Genomic DNA, 21,402 nt, shown 5'->3' on the forward strand with positions numbered 1-21,402 from the left:
TGATTCCTCCTTTTTGTTTCATCGGATTGTTGTACCTTACTCATAATTACCCATTGCCGTCCTGTACAAACCTCTACACAACCAGATGCCCTTTTTTCTCCGCCGGACCAATGGTCGCCTCAATGCCCACATTAAACTCCAGAAAGTCGCTTTCCACTCCATCACTGAAAATAACCCCATTTTCCGGCATCTGCGAAGCAATTCGAAGCGGTCTTTGGGCTGCTATCTGACCAAACACCAGCTCCGCAGCGGTCGTCCGACTGGGAAACGGTTCTCTCACCGTAAAATAAAGCGATGGCGAGCTCCAGACTGCGCGATGATCATGGTTCATTCGTTCTATCGCTGCTTCTTGACCTGACGCTGCACCCGGCACCAGATGGTCTGGAGTCAGCGAAATCGGATGCCGCGTAGCGCTGCCGACAATTCCGGCCGCTCCGGCCAGCACACTGGTCAGCCAGCCCGTCGTCCCCAGCCCCGTAGAAACGATAATGCCGCTGGACGATTGCTGCTCTACCTGATCCTCAAGTCTCAGCTCGTATCGCGCGGAGACATGGGTTTTGCGCCCAATGAACAAATCGTTCACGGCATACAGCGACTGGCCATCATTCAGTTGGGCCTTAGCCAGCGTGACTTCCTTAATCGGCCGCTTGTGCACGAACACATCCGACACCACCCAGTGCAGGTCCGATACGGTAAAAGGCAGCAATACCCCGTCCCAGCGCAATGGGTCTGGATTCACGCCAATAAGCGGCTGCTCGTTCAAATATTTTAACGTGTTGGCTACCAGCCCATCCTGACCCAGCACCACTATCGTGTCCTGCTCGCCAAAAATAAAATTCGGCACATGCTCCCGCTCCACAATCTGAACACGGCCCAAGGCCGTTAATTCAGACGTTGCCGTCGTCACCGCCCTGCGGTAATTCTCATCCTCCAGCACATAATCGCTGAAATCCGCACCCAGCCGTTCCATAAAGAAGCGAGCCTGCTGGATCGTATTATATCGGACAATCAGCTCCTCCAGCCGCGTTTTACGCTTCACCAGAATAATTTTGCGCTCTGTCATCTGACTGCTCATCGTGTTCTTCCTCCAGTTCCTCTCGATCCTGCTGATCTGTTTGATCCGCCATCTGACATCAGACCTTGCAATAGATCCGGCGTAATATTCAACTGACCGATTTTGCCTGCATTTTCTGCAAGCTCCTGGAATGCAATCGCAATCAGCTTATCCGGACTCATGTCCATATTGGCCATAGCCTGAAGCACATTCGGCTCCACATCCTGCAATGATTTCATCACTGCCGTCAGCTCGTAGGCTTTGGCGTCGGCTTCTGCCTTTTTATTCGTCACCGTCAGCTCAATCAGCTCGCGTTTTTTCTCCTCCAAGGCCGTGTCAAAGCGTAGCTGCTCCTCCTTCATCTCGCTTTGCTTTTGCTTCACGGAACGCTCGGCATCAAGCTGGGCTTCACGGATTTGCCTCTTTTTCGTCTCCACCGCAATTTCCGTGTTTAGCTCGTTCTCCTTCACACGCCGCTCCTGCTCAATGGAAGCATTACGACGCTCATACAGCGCATGATCCGCATTGCGAAGAATTTCCTCCCTCGCCTGCGCCTCCAGCGCTCTCATCGTCTCCTTATTCGGTAAAATCGCCAGGATCGACAGCCCCATGACTTCGATTCCCAGATTTTCCATTTCTGTAAGCTGAGCCATATCCTTCGTCATATTTTGCGCCAAACGCTCACTAGACTGAACAGCCTCCTTGAGCGGGACACGCTCCAAATACTTTTTGGTAAGCACCTTCGCGATATTTATCACACGTTGTGCCAGCTTAGCTGGATCATCTGAAATATAGCGTTTTTCCTTCAAGTCATACGTATAGTTCAAGATCTGTGTCGTTCTCCGATAATCCACAATTCGATAAGTCAGCTGTCCCTGCACCGTTACCGCCTGAAAATCATTCGTCATGTCCTCAAACATGAACGGCACATCAATGGAAGAGACAGGCACGACGACGACCGATGTTGTCGGAGCGTAATAATAAAAGGATAGCCCGACACCCTCACGGACCACCTTACCGTTCTTCACCTTCATCACATACTCACTGGGCTGAAATTTAACAAAATTAAATCCAAACATAGTCGCTTCCCTGCCTTCCTTATAGTTTATAATATTTTGTTATTATCATTTTGTTATTAACAATAAAATAGCACACTTTTTCAATAATTTCAATATGACATTTATAAAAAAAATAAAGGCCGCTTCCTCTCCGATATGCTCGGTTAGAGGAAACAGCCTGATTCGTCTCACTGCCTGTTCTATAAATTTTCAAAAATTTAAATAAGATTATCAAAAGGTTCTACATTTTGCATCATTTCACGGATCATATAATGCACAACAGCTGTGTAGTTGTATAAAGATATGATGTCCCCGGATTAGCGACGAACTGCATCAGCCTTGGGACGCAAGGAATCCGGTCTCATATCTGTCCAATGTGTGCTGATATAATCCATACATGCCTCACGGCTGTCTGTCTGGTGAACGACCTCCCATCCGGCCGGCACATGCTGGAAATCAGGCCAGAGTGAATATTGTCCTTCTCCATTCATAAGCACCAAATAACCACCTTCATTCTGCTCAAAAGGGTTAACCATGATTTATTTTCCTCCTTTCGATTGTGGCGTCATTTGACCTAGAAAGCCTGTAGTTTGGCTGCAAGCAGTTTTCCAATATGCGCCAAAGGTCCCGGCTGGCACAGATCCTTATGGCGGCAATCCAGTTCATGTTGCTCTAGCTGTCCATCAATATAGGGAAGCCAGGTTTCCGGAGCAATCGGCTCAAACCAATCCGGGATAATTGTAGATCGGATAAATAAAATATCGCCTTTATACCGTCTCGGAACATACTTCCCCAAGATACGCACAGAATTTACATACGTATCCTTGAGGTTTAAAATCGTCTCCTCGCTAAGGCTGGCCAAGGCGCTCCCATCGCTTCGCAAGATATGCAGGGCGGTGGAAAGCCGCAAAGGCTCATCATTCAGACTATCCGGGTCATAACCACCCAGAGCCAGCAGAGCGATTAGCGCTTCCTCCTCATCCGGTCCTCCCCGCAGCGGCAAATGATTGCTTGGATAGGAATCCAGCATAGTCAGAATCGCAATCGTCTCTCCTTCGTATTGAAGCTGTGTCGCTATTGCATGCGCTACATTCCCTCCCAAAGACCATCCCAACAGATGATACGGTCCTTTGGGCTGAACAGTGCGAATATGACGAATATAATCGGCTGCCATATCATCCAGTGTCTGGGGCAATTCCTCCTGTCGGGCGATCCCGCGAGCCTGTAAGCCATAAATAGGAAAATCCTTGCCCATGGATTGGATTAAGCCCGCATAACACCAGCTTAATCCGCCTGCCGGGTGTACACAGAACAACGGAGCTTGCACGCCGCTTGCACGCAAAGGAAGCAACACGTCCAAAGCCCCTTGACTGGCACCTACGTTCAACTGCTCGGCTAGGCCAGCCACTGTTGGCGTTCCAAAAAGGTTGCCAATGCCCAACTCGATACCCAAGGCCTCGCGGATTCTACTAATTAGCTTCACCGCCAGCAATGAATGACCGCCCAGATCAAAAAAGCCATCATCTATACTGATTCGCTCCATGCCAAGCGTCTCGGCAAACAAATCACACAGGATTTCCTCCTGCGGCGTTCGCGGTCCTCTCCCTCCACCTGCAGCCATCTGCACGGGAGCGGGTAGTGCTTTACGATCCAGCTTGCCATTAGGTGTAAGCGGGAGATTGGATACCGTGACAAAAGCTGACGGTATCATATAATCAGGCAAGCTGGCTCCTGCATGCAGTCGGAGTCTGGATGCTTCCGGTTCGCCGCCGGGTACAGGAACAATATAGGCGACAAGTCGTTTGTCCCCCGGCTGATCTTCGCGGACAATGACCGCTGCCTGAGCCACATCCTCATGCCGAACCAGCGCCGCTTCAATTTCCCCTGGCTCAATGCGAAAGCCACGTATTTTGACCTGCTGGTCAGCACGTCCGGCATACTCCAGCGAGCCGTCAGACCGCCAGCGTGCCAAGTCACCTGTCCGATACATCCGGCTCCCCGGTATACCGTACGGATCGGCTACAAAACGCTCTGCCGTCAAAGCGGGTCTTCCCAAATAGCCTTGTGCCAATCCAGCACCGGCGACATATAAATCACCCGTTACCCCCGGCGGGACAGGCTGGAATCGATGATCCAGTACATACACTCGCAGGTCGGGGATGGGACGCCCAATCAGACTGTTCGCTTTTACAGCCACCATATCACGGTCCAACGCAATGTAGCTGACATGTACAGTCGTCTCCGTAATCCCATACATATTCACCAAGGTAGGGGCATCGTCTGCATGACGCTCATACCATGCAGTCAACCGGCCCAGCTCCAGCGCCTCACCACCAAATACCACATAGCGCAACGCCAGCTTTTGCGAAAGGGCAGGCTGTTCAAGATCAGCCTGCATGAGTTGATAAAAAGCCGAAGGTGTCTGATTGAGCACCGTTACGCCCTCGTCCACCAGCAATTGCAGGAACTGCTCCGGAGAACGACTGACAGTATACGGCACAATGACAAGACGCCCTCCATGAAGCAATGGTCCCCAAATTTCCCATACTGAAAAATCAAACGCATAGGAGTGGAACAGAGTCCATACATCCGACGGACCAAAATGAAACCAGTGCTGCGTCGAATCAAACAAACGCGCGACATTTTGATGGGGAATAACTACACCCTTTGGTTTTCCGGTAGAACCGGACGTATAAATAATATAGGCAGGATGAAGCGGCAACAAAGGCTTCAGACGGTCTGCATCCACCGGGTTGCAGTCAGGATATGACTTCAGCTCCTTATTGATCTGAGCATCCTCCAGTACAATCGGGAACACCGTGCTTGTGGCCGGAGTTGAGGATATTGGCACGTGAATGCTGGTAATCATCAGAGCAGGTGCAGCATCCTCCAGCATATAAGCGAGACGGTCTGCCGGATAATCAGGATCTAGCGGCAAGTAGGCGGCGCCCGATTTAAGCACAGCCAGCAACGCAATAACCATATCCAGTGACCGGGGAAGCGCCAGTGCCACAATGCGATCTGGACCTGCACCACGTGCGATCAGCAGATGTGCCAGTCGATTGGCACGCGCGTTCAATTCCTCATAACTTAGCTGGTTGCCTTCGTATGAAACTGCAACAGCTCCCGGGGTACGGGCAGCCTGTTGTTCGAATAAAACAGGCAAGCTCAAGATAGACGCTTGGTTAAGACGAGTGCTCGCGTTCGGGTCACCGTTCCACTTCACGAGAATTTCGTGTCGTTCCTCTGGTCCCAGAATATCCAGGGCCCCTATCGGTTCTTCCATATTAGCCGCCGCAGCTGCCAATAGCCGCTCCAGCCGTACCTTCATAGCCTCTATCGTTTCCCTTTTAAATAAATCGGTATTGTATTCGATCCAGCCCTCGATTCCATCAGGCAGCCCGTCTGCAGTCCGATATTCTCGCAGCTCCACCGTCAGATCAAACTTCGCTGCACCCACGCTGGCCAATTGCAACTGAGTTTCCACACCCGGTAATGGCAATTCAAGATCAGGAGTGTTTTGTAAAGCAAGCATCACCTGAAACAATGGATGTCTCGATCTGGAGCGTGTTGGGTTCAGCATCTCTACGAGGCGCTCGAAGGGTACATCCTGATGTTCATACGCATCCAGACAAGTACGACGGACCCGTTCCAACAGTTCCCGGAAAGTAGGGTCGCCCGATGTGTCGATACGAAGCACCAGCGTGTTGATAAACAAGCCCACGAGTTGATCCAGTCCCTCTGCGCTGCGTCCCGCTATCGGACTGCCCACCGGGATATCCGTCCCTGCTCCTAATCGGGTCAGCAATGCGGCGAGCCCGGCCTGCATCACCATAAACAGGCTGGCCCGATTTTCACGACTCAAACGCAGCAACTGCTCATGCAATTCGGGAGCTATCCGCAATGCAACGGTATCCCCCCGGTAGCTCGCCTCGGATGGACGCGGATAGTCTGTAGGCAGGTCTATTTGATCCGGCAGGCCTTTCAATGCGTTATGCCAATAAGCAAGCTGCTTGTTCATCAGACTGTCGGTTTCGTTCTCCTTGCCAAGCAATTCCTGCTGCCATAGTGCATAATCTGCATATTGTACAGACAGCTTCGGCAACACCGGTGTTATACTTTCAGGCTGCCCGGGTTGTTCCGCCGCATGTGCATAACGCTCAATGTGAGCAGCATAGGCTGTAGCCAAATCACTTGTGAGTGCATTTAGCGACCAGCCATCTCCGGCAATATGGTGCAGCAGCACGAGCAGCACATGCCGGTCAGCAGACAGCGTGAACAGCTCCGTTCGCAAAGCCGGCTCCACTGCAAGATCAAAGCAGTAACGGGACCCTTCTGCAAGTAAATGTGGCAGCTCTGTCTCACAGATTTTCATCACACGCAGGAGAGGCCAAGCTTGCTGTGTTTCCAGAATGACCTGCTGCGATACACCTTGCACATCTGGAAAAATCGTACGCAGCGTCTCATGGCGGGCCACGACGTCTCCCAAGGCGGCTTGAAGCGCCTCCACATTTACATCCCCCGACATACGGATAACGAGTGGGATATTATATGTAGGGCTTGGTCCCTCCATCCGATGCAGGAACCATAATCGACTCTGGGCGAAGGAGAGGGGAATACGTTGTGGACGTACGGCTGGAAGCAATGAGGGCCTTAAGCTCTGCCCATGATCCAGTCGTTCCGCAAAGCTGGCAACCGTAGGAGTTTCAAACAGGCTGCCCATATTCAGCTCTACCCCGAATATCTCACGGATTCGGGCCATCAAGCGTCCGGCAAGCAGTGAGTGCCCCCCCAGATTAAAGAAACTGTCATCAATACCAACTTTCGGTAGTGCCAGTACTTCTGCGAACAGGTCACACAATATGGCTTCCTGCGGTGTTCTGGGAGTACGAGCGTGGAAATCCTTATCCATAACAGGGGCAGGCAATGCCTTACGGTCCAGCTTCCCATTGGGCATGAGCGGCAAGGACTCCAGCATCACAAACGCTGAGGGTATCATATAATCAGGCAGACTCGCAGCAGCAAATTCACGTAACGCCAGTGAATGCAAACGATGAGGCGATGAGCCCAAGCCCCCTCTTATACTTTGATATCCAGCTGGTTCGGCAGGTGCTTTTTGTTCGTTAGGTGCTTTTTGATCAGATTGCTCGCTTTGTACCGATGGCTTACACAGCTTCTGCTGAATCGTCTCTGTCTCGGCTCCGGTTAGCACCGACGTTGCTGTAGCAGCGTTCGGTACGATATAGGCAACCAGCCGCTGATCGCCCTCCCGGTCCTCACGAACAATCACAGAAACCTGGGCTACATCGGAATGCCGCGCCAAAACGGCTTCAATTTCACCCAGTTCTACGCGGAAGCCGCGAATTTTAATCTGGTGGTCCGCACGCCCCCCGTATTCAAGAGATCCATCCAATCTCCAGCGGGCCAAATCTCCAGTTCGATACATACGACTCCCCGGAGGACCAAACGGATTGGCTACAAAACGCTCCGCTGTCAAATCCGGGCGGCCGTGATATCCCCGAGCCAGCCCATCCCCGGCAATGTACAGGTCCCCTGTTACCCCTGCCGGAACTGCCTGAAGACTACCGTCAAGCACATATACCTGCGTATTGCGGATAGGTCTGCCGATAGTTGGTGTTCCCGTGTCCTCTTTTTCGATGGAAGCTGCGGTAGACCAAATCGTCGTTTCAGTGGGACCATACAGATTCGTAATGCGGCAATCCAGACGCTGGAGTATATGCAGCAATTCCTCTGGCAGAGCCTCGCCTCCAACCAGCACCCGCAAGCCCCGAATAGACCCTGCATGTTCTGTTGCCAGCACATGCCACAGCGTAGGCGTCGCCTGCATCAGGGTAGGCTGTGAACGGTTAATCAGTTCGGCCAAAGCAGAAGGCTCCTGAACCGTTTCTTTCCGGGCAATAATCAGTTGCGCACCATTCAGTAAAGGCAAATAGATTTCCAGCCCGGAAATATCAAAGGATATCGTCGTAACTGCCAGCAGTCGATCCTGCTCACACAACGTGAATTGATCCTGCATGGCGAGCAAAAAATTCGTCAGGCTCTTGAAAGTAATAACGACTCCCTTCGGCTTGCCCATCGAGCCAGAGGTATAAATCATATACGCAGGATGGTCCGTGGATAGAGGCTGAACACGTTCGCGATCCGTAGGATTCGTATCCGGGTAGGCTGCGCAACATTCATTGCTGTGTCCGTTCAAAACGGCTGTCAAATCCTCTTGGCCGCTTCCTCCATCCAAAAGCATACGTGGCACAGAAATCTCTGTCGGAATGCGATCTGCTACTTCGGCATTTGTTAAAATGCAAACTGGAGACGCATGCTCCAGCACATAAGCAACACGATCCTGCGGATAATCAGGGTCCAGTGGAACATAAGCCGCGCCCGTTTTAAGCACAGCCAGCATCCCTATAACCATGTTGACGGAGCGTGGGAGCATCAGGGCAACGACCTGCTCAGGTCCTGTCCCATGAGCAATCAACCAATGGGCCAATCGGTTCGCCCTCTTATTCAGCTCCTTATAGCTAAGAACCATGTCGTTGCCACATTCCACAGCTACAGCATCAGGTCTAAGTTCCGCCTGTTGCTGTAGCATTTCCTGTAAGGAAGCGACTAGCATCGGACTGGAAGAACAATTCCAGCCCTCCAGGATAAGCTGATGCTCCGCAGGCAGCAGGAGGTCGATTTGTCCAATCGGCTGCTCTGGTTCCGAAGCTGCGACCTTTGTAAGCAACTGCAAGAAACGCTGTTGATGCTCTTCTATCTCTCGTTTGCTATACATAGCAGGGTTGGCATCCCAATCTATGCGCAACCCAGATCCGTCCGACCTGTCATAGACATTCAAGGACAGATCATCAACCGGGCCTGCCGACAGGTTATGTGTAGTTCCGCGAGAACCGTTAAAATTCAGCTCATAGTCAAATGGCATAATATTGACCAATGGACCAAACAATCTCCTGTTTTCACTAAGCAAGCGCAGATCACGCCGCAGCTCCTCATGCCTGTATTTTGCATGACGCCGTATCTCACCCAACGCCTGCACCAATTGGCGGAGCAATGTGGCTATCTTCATCTCTGGCTGAACGGACAAACGCAGCGGCAGCAGATTCATCACCATACCCGGCACACGGAGTGAGGCTGAGCCTAATCGGTTCATCATCGGCAAACCAAGTATAACGTCCTGTGCACCTGTGAGCCGGTGAATATAAATAGCCATTGCCGCCAAAATTAAATCCGGCCAGCTCACATTGAGACGTTCCGCAGCCTTCCGAAGACGTTCACGCTCCGCAGAGGTGACATAAGCTGTGTCGCGTACGAAACCTCCAGCCATCACTTCTTTCGAAGTTACATGCCCGGAGTTTCTCGTCGCATGGTCTCCCAAACTGACCACCTCAAACCCATCGGCAAAGCGTTTGTTCCAAAATTCACGCTCCTGTCCAAACTTCTCCGAGGCACGATAGGCCGAATCTTCCTCCAATAATTGACTAAACCGCGGAAAGCGACCCTCTTCTTCAAAGCGGCCTTCCGCTAAAGATGTGTACAATTGAGCCACCCGCTGCGCTATGAGCGAAAAGCCAAAGCCATCCAATGCAATATGATGAACACGCTGATACCAGAAAAATTGATGATGGCCTGCCCGGAACAATGCCTGTGTAAACAGCGGCCCTTGGGTAAGGTCAATCGGCTTGAGCAAATCATCCCTCATCCAGACTTCAGCAGCTTTACGAGGATCAGGCGCTGCGCTCACATCGATTTGGTGCAGCGTCCATTCCTCCGAAGGCTGAATCACCTGCCAGGGTCCATCCTCATCCTCTCCGAACCGCAAATGCAGTGATTCAGCCTCTGCCATCGTGCGGCGAAGTGCTTCCTTAAAGCAAATGGGATCGACTGGCCCGTGAATTTCAACGTATTCACCAGTATTATAGGCCGGATTTTGCAAATCCATCTGCTGGGCAAACCAAATACCCGCTTGCGCTCCCGACAAAGGAAGACGAATATCCTGATGCTTGAGCATACACAAACCCTCCTTTAAAGGGAAAAATAGTCGTAATTAGGCAATACCTTCCTAATTCGCGAAGACAATAGCTTCCACCAATCAGCAAGTGTCGGGCGTTCAGCCAACTCCACGAACGTCACCTTTGCCCCGTAGCGGCGCCATTTTTCCACAAGACTCATCATGCGAATCGAATCCAGTCCCCTATCCATCAGATTATCGTGGGCAGCCAATCCTTCCGGCGATTCATGCAGCAATCCTGCGACCTGCTCGCGTACCAATTGTTCAGTTAACTGCGGAGCCGCAGTCACTTCCTTTTCAGCCATTGCTGACTTTGAAGTCTTTGCCGCGCTTTCTCTTTCACCAGGCTTCTGGTCAGCTATGCCTGTCTGAGCTGTTGCCATATTTCCACTTTGCACCTGTGCACCTTCCGTTGCCGTCCCCTTCGCAGCCTCCAACTCGTCAATCAAGGAGGCAGTCAGCATCGTAACTGCGCAACGCTCGGCAGCGTAAGTCAGGGCCATTTTGTGGTATTCCAGTGAAAAGTCCCCCAAGGCGTCAGCTACAAAAAAAGGCTGTATATCCTTCATAAATGCCTCAGTCGCGGTCATTAGACAGCCAATATGTGCGTAAATACCGGTAATCATGATCTGATCGCGATGATATTGCCGCAATATATCGTCCAAATTGGTTTTTTGAAATGCGCTATACCTCCATTTCGTCAAAACCATATCCTGATCCGAAGGGGCAAGCTCGTTCACAATCTCCTTTTGAACAGGTCCATCATCCATCCCCTTGCCCCAAAAATCCTGCTGCAGCCCCCTTTTCTCCGGAGCCTGACCTCCCGGCTGCGCCGAATAGATTACAGGTATTCCAAGCTGCTGGCAGTGGCTTTTCAACAGCTGAATGTTAGCGATCAACTCCTTGACCGGAGATTGTCCAGCCTCAAAAGCAGTAACAAAATATTGCTGCATATCATGAATCAACAGCACTGCACGTCCGGGATCAGGCCGCCATGCCACTTTATTTTGGGGCAAATCCGAAGCACCCGGCATCGGATAAGCTGAAATTGGAGGAATAGCCATCATATCGCTTCCTTTCATTTTTCGATTCATTCCGCGTGTCTGTCTTGCTTTATGTGTTCTTGCTCATCGTTACGTCTCAATGCACTTCAGGTGCAGATGATAACTGCTGTGCAATCATTTCCCGCAATGCTTTTTTGCTAACCTTGCCTACACTGGTCTGTGGAAACGCTGATATAAACTCAATTCGGTCAGGAATTTTGTAAGCCGCCAAACCACGTTCACGCAGAAAATTCTTCAACTCCGTCACGGTCGGCACCATCTCATACGGGATAATAAAAGCGCAGGAGCGTTCACCCAAATATTCGTCAGGCATGGCTACAATCGCTGCATCATGCACACCAGGATGGGCCAGCAAATGATTTTCAATTTCCTCAGCTGCCACCTTCTCCCCGCCCCGGTTAATTTGATCCTTGGCTCGGCCTTCCACAATCACATTGCCATCAGGACTCAACCTCACCAAATCGCCCGTACGATAAAATCCATCCCGTGTAAATGCTCTCGCATTGTGCTGATCCGCCTTATAATAACCCCGAATCGTGTAAGGTCCGCGTGTAAGCAAATGGCCTAGCTCTCCCGGTGCCACTTCCTTGTCCTCATCATCCAATATTTTAATTTCATCGTCGATTGAAATGGGACGTCCCTGAGTTGCTACAATGATATCCTCCGGATCATCCAGTTTGGTATAATTGACCAGCCCCTCCGCCATGCCAAACACCTGTTGCAGGGTACACCCAAGTTCCGGCTTGATCCGACGAGCAGCCTCCTCACTGAATTTGGCCCCCCCTACTTGAAGCACCTGAAGACTGGACAAATCACAGCTTCTCGACGAAGCACTATCAAGCCATACCAGCGCAAGCGGCGGGACCAAAGCAGTAATCGTCACTTGCTCCTGTTCAATCAATGGAAAGGCATCATCTGGACTGGGCGTAGGCGCAAGTACAATTTTGCCTCCCGCATACAAGGTTCCAAAGACACCCGGGGAACTGAGCGGATAATTGTGAGCCATCGGAAGCGCGGCTAAATATACGCTTTTTTCGTCCAGGCCACATATTTCAACACTCCCTCGCAGACTGTAAATATAGTCATCATGTGTCCTTGGAATCAGCTTGGGCAAGCCTGTACTCCCGCCGGAAAGCTGGAGAAAGGCAATATTCCCCGAAAGCACCTGGGGTAACGACTGATCGGGCTCGATATACAATCCGGATAGAGGTGTAAATTCCTGCGGCTGGCCTACGACAATGACATGACGCAGGGTTGCCGCTCTGGCTTGTACCTCTCTGGCCAGTCCACGATAATCAAAGCCCGAATATACATCTGGAATGATGTAAGCGACCGCCTCGGAAAACTCGGCAAAATAGGCAATCTCGCTACTGCGATGAGCCGGAAGTGAGAATATGGGCAGCGCCCCCAATCTGAACAGCGCAAAGCATACATCAAAAAACTCCGTGATATTTGGCAACTGAACGATGACCCGATCCGTCGGTCTAATTCCCAATTGGTAAAATCCGGCTGCCAGCCGATCTACTTTTTCATCCAATTCACGGTAGCTTGTACTTTTTTGACCGTCTGTCACTGCCGTCCGGTCACCTTGCGATACTGCACGCTCCCGCAACATTTCTCCAAAGGTCACTCCCTCCCAGTAGCCTGCCTTCCGGTAACGATCGGCAAATTCCTGCGGCCATGTAGGGCATCCGGGCAACATCATGATATTCCTCCTCTTTCTGTATCGTTCTCATTATTCATGCTTCAGTCCCAATGCCTGAAGCATGGTTCCAAACTTGGCTGCTGTTTCCGCCAGTTCGTCTTCCGGGTTTGAAGCCGCCACAATGCCTGCCCCCGCAAACAAACGCAAGGAATGCTTTGCAGCTTCTGCACAACGGATCGTAATCACCCATTCTCCATCTCCCGCTGCATCACACCATCCAACAATCCCCGTGTAAAAGCCCCGATCAAACGATTCGATATCCTGGATAACTTTTTTGGCCTGCTGTGTAGGCGAACCGCACACGGCTGGCGTAGGATGCAGCGCCAGGGCAATGGCCAGAGATGAAACCGACAAATCTGCCAATTCTCCCGTAATTTCAGTCGAAAGATGCCACATCGTCTCTGTTTGTATCAGCGAAGGCTCCTGCGGCACATCCAGTCTCCGGCATAGCGGTCTGAGTGCCAGGGCCACCGCTTCAACGACTACCGCGTGCTCATGCCGGTCCTTGATTGATTCCAGCAGTGCCGCAGCCCGTAGCTTATCTTCGACAGGATCATCACTGCGAGGTGCAGAGCCAGCCAGCGGATTAACCGTCAGATGCAGTCCCTCTCGGGAAACGAGCAGCTCGGGGCTGGCTCCAATCAGCGTTCGCTGTTCCACACCCACATCAGCCCTGTCCGAGCCTGCTTCTACCGCCTCCAAAGCAGGTAAATCAACAGCGAAGGTATAGCCCTTGATATTATGTCTGGCTAAATTATGCAAATAACCGGGAATGTCAACTTGTTCCGAAGTATCCAGCTGCAGCGTTCTGGACAGCACGATTTTGTTCAGCTCCCCGGACGCAATATATTTCAAGGCCTGTTCCACCCCTTGTACAAACTCCGACGGTTCGGGTACGGAACGAATGCCGTAGGCCGGAGCCTGCCCAAGCTTCGTCGGGTTCACACTGTCGGCAGCATTCGCCGAACCAACAGCTTTCCCATTCTCGGAGTGCCAGCTCGTAGAGTCAGAATGAAGCGGCCCTGCCCATCGAGTCTCCGCCGGAACCAGCAGCTGTGCTGCCCGTGAATCATCAAAGGGAATAGCGCCCACCACAATCGGATGTCCACCGTGGGACTGACGCACACTCTCAAGCAGCGTGGCTACACGCTCGGCCAATCCGCCCTCCGTATCGCTTGCCTCCCCATGCGGCAATGCTCCCAACGTACCTTGAGCCAGTAAAGTCCGGCTAGGTGACGCAAAAAAGAAGGAAGAGCCTGGCTTGTAATCTTTTAGCAACTGAGTCGCTTGCACTTCAAACGCAGTATTGGATTTCATACGTTCAATTGCCCCCTTTTTCAATTGTTTTCTGTTACGATTGCCATTATCTATTTCCATACAAAACTGCTACACTCCACTTTAGACACCTAACGTAGCGCCACCATCAATGCGCAAATCATGCATCGTTATATGGCGTGACTTGTCCGAAGCAAGAAAAACAACAGCATCCGCGATATCTGCCGGATCAGCCAGCCTTTGCAGTGGAATGCCAACCTTGTAAGCGTTCGGTGATCCGTCAATAGCTGCTTGTGCACCATTCTCATCAGACCACAGGGACCGCTGCATTTCTGTCTCCGTAGAGCCTGGGGACACCACATTACAGCGAATGTGATGGCAGGCAACCTCCAATCCCAAGCATTTGGTAAACATCGCCGAAGCGGCCTTTGAAGCTGCATAAGCTGCCATATACATTCGAGGCACAGCTCCCGCATTGGACCCTACCGTGATAATCGAACCCGATTTCCGGGGTATCATATGCTTCACCACAGCCCGGGATATGTAAAAGACACCGTTTGTGTTTACAGCAAAGGTTTCCGTCCAGTCGCTGTCACGGAGCGTGTCTGCTTGCCCCATTCGCAGCACACCTGCAACATTCACCAAAATGCCGACTGGCCCGAGCTGATGCTCAATCTGTTCCACCGTCTCGTCGACAGCCACACGTTGGCTGACATCGACGGGAAATGCTGTTGCGCGATAGCCGTCACGCACCAGCTCGTCCACCAGCCTGCTCACACCCTCCGCATTCTGGTCTACAGCAGCAATGGTTGCTCCCAATTCGGCCAGAGAACGCGCCACAGCAGCACCGATACCTTGGGCGGCACCTGTAACCAGGGCTACCTTCCCCTGTATTCCGTCATCACTCATGTTCATTCCATCCTTTCCAGCGAAATCAAAAGAAGCAGTTTAATGCCCAGTTTCTGCTGTAATCGTCATTCATTTTGAATTTAAATAATTAATAATGATAATCATTATCAATAACAAGTTACAAAATATGATAACTAAACCATCAATTACAGTCAATGTTGATAATCGTATATTTTAGTCCATATTTATACATTTAAGCGGATTATCAATACAAAAAACCCTCTCCTGGTAGCATTGGAGAAGGTTTTTTGAATTTTATCCCTTTATTTGCTCTATATTCCTTTAAATATCTTCGTTTTTTGGTCTTTTTTATCTATTTAGTGACAAATCGAAGCAAAACGAACGGCTCTGCTCACCAGTATCGGTAACACGGATATATGGCCTTCATCTGCAAATTCACGGAATTCAACATGCAAATTCGAATCCTTCACATTTGTTAAGCGCTCGGCAAGCTCCTTGGCCTTTTCCTGCATACCACTCGAATGTCCTGCCTCCAGCTCTCCCACCCCAATTAACAGCCTTGTATTCTGCTGCTCCTGAGCTGTGGAGGCTACAAAGTCTTTCTCTTCCTCCATAAGGGCTCTCCCGCCCCAGTGAATAGAGGGGCTTCCCGCCACATAGGCCTGAAAAGAGTCGGGTCTTGTAAACAGGGTATGTAATACGAACAGCCCCCCCAATGAATGTCCGAAGATCGTCTGTCGGCTGCGGTCGATGTGAAAATCACGCTCCATCTCAGGCTTTAGCTCATCTTCAATAAATGACAGGAAATTTTCAGCTCCCCCGCTTTCCATAGATGCTTCTCCGTTTGGTCTTACGGGAAGCTCTACTTCCGTTCCTGGCAATGTAAGATCGTAATATCGAGAAGGATGGAACGGTGCCTCAGTCGGGTAGCCTATACCGACAATGATAGCTGGAACAACGCCCGTTTTATCAGGCCGTCTGCCCTGAACACGCACCGCTTCCACCATTGTTCCGAACACAGAATTAGCATCCAATACATATATAACCGGATAACCTGATGCCGGAGGTTCCTCAGAAGGAATAGCTATAAAAATATGATATTCACGGTTTGCAATGCGTGAGCGCATCACTCGATGCTGACTGCGGGGAATGTACACAAGTGCGTCAGCATCGCTGAAACCATGACTTCGAACAAATTGGTTTTTGATGGGGATTACCTCCTTTGGAGCCTTAACCCAGAATTGGATCAGGCCGTTTTTTTCATAAGCAAGACTACAAAATAAGGGACTCCGATCACCGCAATAATCAGCCCAACGGGAATTTCCGCAGGCGCGACCACCGTTTTGGCCACAAAATCAGATAATAGTACCAGCACCATCCCCACCATACCGCATACGGGAATGACATGACGATGATGAAGTCCAACCAGCCTTCTGGCAATATGAGGGGACAACAAGCCTACAAAACCGATTCCCCCCGAAACAGACACACAGGCACTAACCAGTCCAATGCTGGACAATAGGAGAACGGACTTTTCCCTTTCGGTCGCAACACCGAGACTTTGGGCCGTATTTTCATGCAATTGAAATAGATCCAGAACATACGATTTTAGCCAAATGACGGGGACTAAAATGACCAGCCAAGGAATGACGGCGGCAACCAGCTTCCAATCAGCACTCCAAATACTTCCCGACATCCATACTGTCGCCATTTCAAAATCCGTGGCTTTCATCTTCAGTGACAGATACAAGGTCAAGGCACCGAAGCCGGAGCCAATCGCGATGCCCACGAGAAGCAGACGCTGCGGATCAAGACGCCCTGCTTTCCAGGCAAATAAATAGATTAGCAGCGCAGCCACCAAGCCTCCAATCAGGCCAAAAAAAGGCATAGCTAGGGCTGTAGTCCAGCCCGTCGTCTCCATTTGTCCTTGGTAAAAGAACATGAATATAACGATTGCCGCCCCCGCACCTGCATTAATGCCTAAAATACCGGGATCGGCCAAGCCGTTCCGCGTAACCCCCTGTACCGCTGCTCCAGCAATCCCAAGCCCCAGACCGACCAAGGCCGCAATCACAATACGCGGTAGTCGAAAATCAAAAATAACCAAATCCATCTGCGGAGTAGGGCTGGTACGGAACAGTGTCTGAACCACTTCCTGAAGGGTCATGTCGAACTCTCCATGGGTCAGACTAATATAGGCGGCCGCTAAAATAAGCAAAGCTCCGCCTGTCAGAACGAGCCACAGCCGCATCGCACTGATTTTACGCATGCTCTCCCCCTCCTTTTCTGCGTATTAAATACAGAAAGAACGGGATGCCAATGACCGAGGTAACCACACCAATGGGCGTTTCAAACGGATAATTAAGAAAACGGCTCAACACATCAGACATGCCCAAAAAAACGCCACCGATCAAGCCAGAACATGGAATGACCCACCGATAATCCACTCCGATTACATATCTGGTGATGTGCGGAATCAATAAGCCCACAAAAGCAATTTTCCCTGCCAGCGCTACAGAAACACCCGTCAGCAATGCAACGCAGAGCATGGCCCCCAGCTTGATTGGCAGTGTCCGTTGTCCCAGGCCTGTGGCGACTTCGTCACCCAGCGACAGCAATGTAATGGACTTGGCAAGCAGCGTCGCCCCCACAATTCCCACCATGGCAAAAGGAATAGCCAGTTGAATAAGTCCGGGGTCCATTTGGTGCAGACGGGCATTAAACCAGAAGCTTACATTTTGCGATACATTAAAATAAATGGAAAGAATGGCCGACAGGCTACTTAAAAACGTGCCGATGATCGTTCCCAGAATAGCCATGCGAACAGGAGCAAGGCCACCGGGGATCATCCAGGCTAAACCAAATACAACTGCTACCCCCAGGGCTGATCCCACAAAAGAACTGACGATCAGGCTCATGGAAGTGGAGTTCGGTGCCAAAATCATCATCAGTGTAATCACAAACGCAGCCCCATCCGACACGCCCATAATAGAGGGTGAAGCCAGAAAGTTTCGCGTCATTCCTTGCATAATGGCACCTGAAATAGCGAGAAAAGCGCCAATCAATATAGAGCCGACTGCTCTGGGCAGACGCGAGCTTAAAACAACCTGATGATCCACATTTCCGGCATCAAAATGGAAAAAGGCAGCAATTATCGTCTCCCATCCTATCGTTTTAGCTCCATACATCACAGAAAGCAGCATGGTTAAAACGATAAACAAGGGGGCAATGAAGATGACAAGGTAAGGAGAAATCAGCTTTTTTCCCATGTTCCTTCCTTTACTGCGAAAGTCGGTTTACAGCCGCTTCCAAAAAGGCAATTTTGCTCCATGAGGTGCCGCCCTGAGCATTGGGATCTACAATGTTGACGAAGGTTTTCCCGTTCTTAACGGCATTGATACTGCTCCAGATCGGATTCTTTTCAAGATCAGCCAATGCCTGCGGCTGGTCCTTGTTTTCTCCTTCTGAAAACTGCACGAAAAGATAATCCGGATTCATATCAGCCAATTTCTCCAGGGAAACCGCCTCTTGTGCTTTGACTCCATTTAACTCTTCCGGCACCTTAGCTCCCAGATCAACATACAGCGAAGGATTGAAATACACATTAGCAGGATATACATACAGATTGCCTGTACGAATCCGCACCATAAGCACCTTTTTGTTTTCCCATAATGGCTTGAGTTTTTGTTGGGCCGCCTTCACGTCTTGCTTGTACTTGCTCAGTATTTCCTCCGCTTTTGCCTCTTTGCCCGTAAGCTGTCCCATCATTAGCAGGTTCGCTTCCCAGTTTGTTGAAATGTGAGATACTGGGATCAATGTAGCCACTTTACCTAACTGTTCTGCCACTGCTGGCCGAAATTTGGAACTGCCCAGAATCACATCCGCCTTCAGCTTCAGGATCGCTTCAGCACTTGGCTGCATCCGGTCACCGACATCTGTGGCTCCTTCCATCGCTTTTTCCATATATTTAGGGAACTTCCCTCCTGAAGTGACCGCCCCAGTCGGCTTTACTCCCAGGACAGCCGCATCTTCCATCGCTTCCAGACTAGCTACAATAATATGATCCGTCTTGATCAGTTGGTACGTTTTATCGAGATATGTAATAGTCTTGCTACTCGCTTGATCGGAAACGGACGTCTGCGTCGATGCATTGGTATTACTTTGTACCGAGCGATCCGCCTCCTGTCCCTTTCCACCACATGCCGTCAACAGCAAACTTGCCGATAATAGGGTACACACCCCTACTGCAAATTTCTTCATAACCTGAATGACTCCCCTCTATATACTTAAAATTATTGATAATAGTTATCATTATCGATGATAACTATTATCAATAGTAGGAGAGAAATCACTCTATTGCAATAATTTTTCTAATATTTATCAAAAAATGTTTTCTCCTCCCTTTTTGATATCATCCACATTCCATTCCCTATAGAATTGCTCCAGGTACATCTCCATCCACTGATGCCGGGTCATCGCCAGTTGTTTGCCATAAGCAGTATTCATTAAATCCTTGAGCTTCAACAGCTTTTCGTAAAAATGGTAGATGGCGCTTTTGCCTGCGGCACGATAGTCGTGCTGTGAAAAATCTTTATCCGGGTGATGCATCATAGTGCCTTTTGAGCCTGCATACATAAAGGTTCTCGCAATACCGATCGCTCCAAGAGCATCCAGCCGGTCTGCATCCTGCACAACCTGACCCTCCAGCGTTTCCATCGGTGGATTTTGGCCGCCATTGTACGACATTGTCGCAATAATAGTCATCACGTGCGTGATAACTCCAGAATCACTTACGTGCAGGCGTAGCCACTGCTCAACTTTGTCCAGCCCCGCTTGTTTGGAATCATTTAATTTTTCATCTGCTACATCATGCAGCAGTGCTGCCAATTCACAAACAAACGAATCTCCGCCCTCTTGGGCAGCAATAGCAAGGGATAGCTTTCTTACCCGGTCAATATGAAACCAATCGTGACCACTGTGATCATGCTCCAGCTGCTGCTGTACAAAGTGTTCAGCCTTTTGAATAATATCTGCCATAACAGCTGCCTGTTGCTCTGTTCGTTTTTCCATAGGTCACCTTCCGATCCCGCCATACATTCCATGGCAGGCTAATATAATGTTTCAAAGCATACATATCCTCATCAGCAGCTCCACATCTACTATATAGGCTGAACTCAAAAAATGTATATAAAAAACTTCCAGAACCACATCTAATGGTCCTGGAAGCTCCTTTATGCCCTGCTTATTCTATTCATATTCAGCCTGTTCCCGTTGCCTACTCCAAGACACCCAACTCACGGTTCTTTTCCTTGAAACGGCTGTTATGGGAGGATACATAAGCCGCTTTGTCTGCTGAAGGATCAATGTATAGCTTGGCACTATTCAGTGCAAGGGCAGCATCCGTGAACGTACCTGCAATCAGATACAGCTTGCTTCCGTACTCGACAAAATCACCTGCGGCAAAAATCCCAGGTACATTCGTTTCCAGCTTTTCACTCACCCGGGCATGCCACTCTCCCATATCCAGTCCCCAATCCCGAATCGGACCGAAATCGGATTTCAGACCATGATTCACGATAACAGCATCGACATTCAGTATCTGGGTTTCACCCGTCTCTACATGACTGATCGTCACCTGCTCAATCGTTTCTCCGTTGCTGCTATGTAGCTGACTCACTGCATAAGGCGTGAGGACTTGGACCGAAGACGTTTTCATACGAGCTACATTTTTTTCATGTCCGCCAAAATGATCCCGCCGATGTACGACGGTCACACTCGCCGCAATAGACTCCAATTCATTCGCCCAATCCACCGCCGAATTGCCTCCGCCGGAAATCAGAACATGCTTGCCCCGGAACGGCTCCAGCTCCTGCACGGTATAATGCAGGTTCGTAACCTCATAACGGTCGGCCCCTTCAATCTCCAGCTTGGCCATTTTGAGAATGCCATAGCCTACTGCCAGTATAACGGTACGGGTCCAATGCTGCTCCCCTGTTGCAGAGGTCAGCAGGAAGGTTCCATCATCTTGCCGATCCAAGCCTGTAATCTGCTGCCCCAGCACAATCGTAGGCTCGAATGTTCGCGCCTGCTGCTCCAACTGGTCGATCAGCTTTTCACATAAAATCGGGGTTACTCCCCCAACATCCCATATCATCTTCTCCGGGTATATGCGCATCCGTCCGCCCAGCTCATGCTTGGCTTCGATCAGCTTGGTTTTCATATCTCTCATTCCACTATAAAATGCGGTATACATTCCGGCAGGACCACCGCCGATAATCGTTACATCATATAATTCCAAGGACTCTGTCACTCTGCAACTCTCCCTATCTTAGCGTAATCTGTCTGCT

The 21,402-nt window shown here is 50.3% G+C and carries 14 protein-coding genes; all 14 read right to left on the minus strand.

What is annotated here, in order from left to right:
- Nucleotides 1-73: 73 nt before the first annotated feature.
- A complete protein-coding gene (locus tag B4V02_RS18030; protein WP_094155823.1) occupies nucleotides 74-1,075 on the minus strand; it encodes an NAD(+)/NADH kinase in 1,002 nt (333 codons plus the stop codon).
- Entirely contained in the window at nucleotides 1,072-2,133 is a 1,062-nt protein-coding gene (locus B4V02_RS18035; protein ID WP_094155824.1) for an SPFH domain-containing protein, read from the minus strand. The genes B4V02_RS18030 and B4V02_RS18035 overlap by 4 nt, the downstream gene beginning before the upstream one ends.
- A gap of 296 nt (nucleotides 2,134-2,429) precedes the next feature.
- Nucleotides 2,430-2,648, minus strand: coding sequence for an MbtH family protein (locus B4V02_RS18040; RefSeq protein ID WP_007429477.1), 219 nt, complete (start codon nucleotides 2,646-2,648; stop codon nucleotides 2,430-2,432).
- A 38-nt stretch (nucleotides 2,649-2,686) separates the two neighbouring features.
- Nucleotides 2,687-10,141 (minus strand): amino acid adenylation domain-containing protein, encoded by a 7,455-nt coding sequence (locus B4V02_RS18045; protein WP_094155825.1) that lies wholly within the window; start codon nucleotides 10,139-10,141, stop codon nucleotides 2,687-2,689.
- Between the two features lie 14 nt (nucleotides 10,142-10,155).
- A complete protein-coding gene (locus B4V02_RS18050) occupies nucleotides 10,156-11,205 on the minus strand; it encodes an isochorismatase family protein (protein WP_094155826.1) in 1,050 nt (349 codons plus the stop codon).
- A gap of 76 nt (nucleotides 11,206-11,281) precedes the next feature.
- The gene (locus tag B4V02_RS18055) at nucleotides 11,282-12,907 is read right to left on the minus strand and encodes a (2,3-dihydroxybenzoyl)adenylate synthase (protein WP_094155827.1); all 1,626 of its coding nucleotides are present in this window, start codon (nucleotides 12,905-12,907) and stop codon (nucleotides 11,282-11,284) included.
- Nucleotides 12,908-12,940: 33 nt separating this feature from the next.
- A complete protein-coding gene (dhbC, locus tag B4V02_RS18060) occupies nucleotides 12,941-14,227 on the minus strand; it encodes an isochorismate synthase DhbC (RefSeq protein WP_094157031.1) in 1,287 nt (428 codons plus the stop codon).
- Between the two features lie 81 nt (nucleotides 14,228-14,308).
- Nucleotides 14,309-15,094 carry a 2,3-dihydro-2,3-dihydroxybenzoate dehydrogenase gene (locus B4V02_RS18065; RefSeq protein ID WP_094155828.1) on the minus strand — a complete coding sequence of 262 codons (786 nt, stop codon included), beginning with the start codon at nucleotides 15,092-15,094 and terminating at the stop codon, nucleotides 14,309-14,311.
- A gap of 317 nt (nucleotides 15,095-15,411) precedes the next feature.
- Entirely contained in the window at nucleotides 15,412-16,182 is a 771-nt protein-coding gene (locus B4V02_RS18070; protein ID WP_094155829.1) for an alpha/beta hydrolase, read from the minus strand.
- Nucleotides 16,183-16,301: 119 nt separating this feature from the next.
- Entirely contained in the window at nucleotides 16,302-17,324 is a 1,023-nt protein-coding gene (locus tag B4V02_RS18075) for a FecCD family ABC transporter permease (RefSeq protein WP_094155830.1), read from the minus strand.
- Nucleotides 17,317-18,324, minus strand: coding sequence for a FecCD family ABC transporter permease (locus B4V02_RS18080; protein WP_094155831.1), 1,008 nt, complete (start codon nucleotides 18,322-18,324; stop codon nucleotides 17,317-17,319). The genes B4V02_RS18075 and B4V02_RS18080 overlap by 8 nt, the downstream gene beginning before the upstream one ends.
- A gap of 10 nt (nucleotides 18,325-18,334) precedes the next feature.
- Nucleotides 18,335-19,315 carry an ABC transporter substrate-binding protein gene (locus tag B4V02_RS18085; protein WP_094155832.1) on the minus strand — a complete coding sequence of 327 codons (981 nt, stop codon included), beginning with the start codon at nucleotides 19,313-19,315 and terminating at the stop codon, nucleotides 18,335-18,337.
- A 120-nt stretch (nucleotides 19,316-19,435) separates the two neighbouring features.
- Nucleotides 19,436-20,125 carry an HD domain-containing protein gene (locus tag B4V02_RS18090; RefSeq protein WP_094155833.1) on the minus strand — a complete coding sequence of 230 codons (690 nt, stop codon included), beginning with the start codon at nucleotides 20,123-20,125 and terminating at the stop codon, nucleotides 19,436-19,438.
- 205 nt (nucleotides 20,126-20,330) lie between these two features.
- On the minus strand, nucleotides 20,331-21,365 hold the full coding sequence (locus tag B4V02_RS18095; protein ID WP_007429466.1) for an NAD(P)/FAD-dependent oxidoreductase: 1,035 nt from the start codon (nucleotides 21,363-21,365) through the stop codon (nucleotides 20,331-20,333).
- Nucleotides 21,366-21,402 lie beyond the last annotated feature (37 nt).

The organism is Paenibacillus kribbensis, from assembly GCF_002240415.1.
Classification (GTDB): domain Bacteria; phylum Bacillota; class Bacilli; order Paenibacillales; family Paenibacillaceae; genus Paenibacillus; species Paenibacillus kribbensis.

Excerpts from the sequence above, each read along its gene's own strand:
- B4V02_RS18030 (WP_094155823.1), bottom strand. The coding sequence starts at position 1,075 with ATGAGCAGTCAGATGACAGAGCGCAAAATTATTCTGGTGAAGCGTAAA.
- B4V02_RS18035 (WP_094155824.1), bottom strand. The coding sequence starts at position 2,133 with ATGTTTGGATTTAATTTTGTTAAATTTCAGCCCAGTGAGTATGTGATG.
- B4V02_RS18040 (WP_007429477.1), bottom strand. The coding sequence starts at position 2,648 with ATGGTTAACCCTTTTGAGCAGAATGAAGGTGGTTATTTGGTGCTTATG.
- B4V02_RS18045 (WP_094155825.1), bottom strand. The coding sequence starts at position 10,141 with ATGCTCAAGCATCAGGATATTCGTCTTCCTTTGTCGGGAGCGCAAGCG.
- B4V02_RS18050 (WP_094155826.1), bottom strand. The coding sequence starts at position 11,205 with ATGGCTATTCCTCCAATTTCAGCTTATCCGATGCCGGGTGCTTCGGAT.
- B4V02_RS18055 (WP_094155827.1), bottom strand. The coding sequence starts at position 12,907 with ATGTTGCCCGGATGCCCTACATGGCCGCAGGAATTTGCCGATCGTTAC.
- dhbC (WP_094157031.1), bottom strand. The coding sequence starts at position 14,227 with ATGAAATCCAATACTGCGTTTGAAGTGCAAGCGACTCAGTTGCTAAAA.
- B4V02_RS18065 (WP_094155828.1), bottom strand. The coding sequence starts at position 15,094 with ATGAGTGATGACGGAATACAGGGGAAGGTAGCCCTGGTTACAGGTGCC.
- B4V02_RS18070 (WP_094155829.1), bottom strand. The coding sequence starts at position 16,182 with ATGCGCTCACGCATTGCAAACCGTGAATATCATATTTTTATAGCTATT.
- B4V02_RS18075 (WP_094155830.1), bottom strand. The coding sequence starts at position 17,324 with ATGCGTAAAATCAGTGCGATGCGGCTGTGGCTCGTTCTGACAGGCGGA.
- B4V02_RS18080 (WP_094155831.1), bottom strand. The coding sequence starts at position 18,324 with ATGGGAAAAAAGCTGATTTCTCCTTACCTTGTCATCTTCATTGCCCCC.
- B4V02_RS18085 (WP_094155832.1), bottom strand. The coding sequence starts at position 19,315 with ATGAAGAAATTTGCAGTAGGGGTGTGTACCCTATTATCGGCAAGTTTG.
- B4V02_RS18090 (WP_094155833.1), bottom strand. The coding sequence starts at position 20,125 with ATGGAAAAACGAACAGAGCAACAGGCAGCTGTTATGGCAGATATTATT.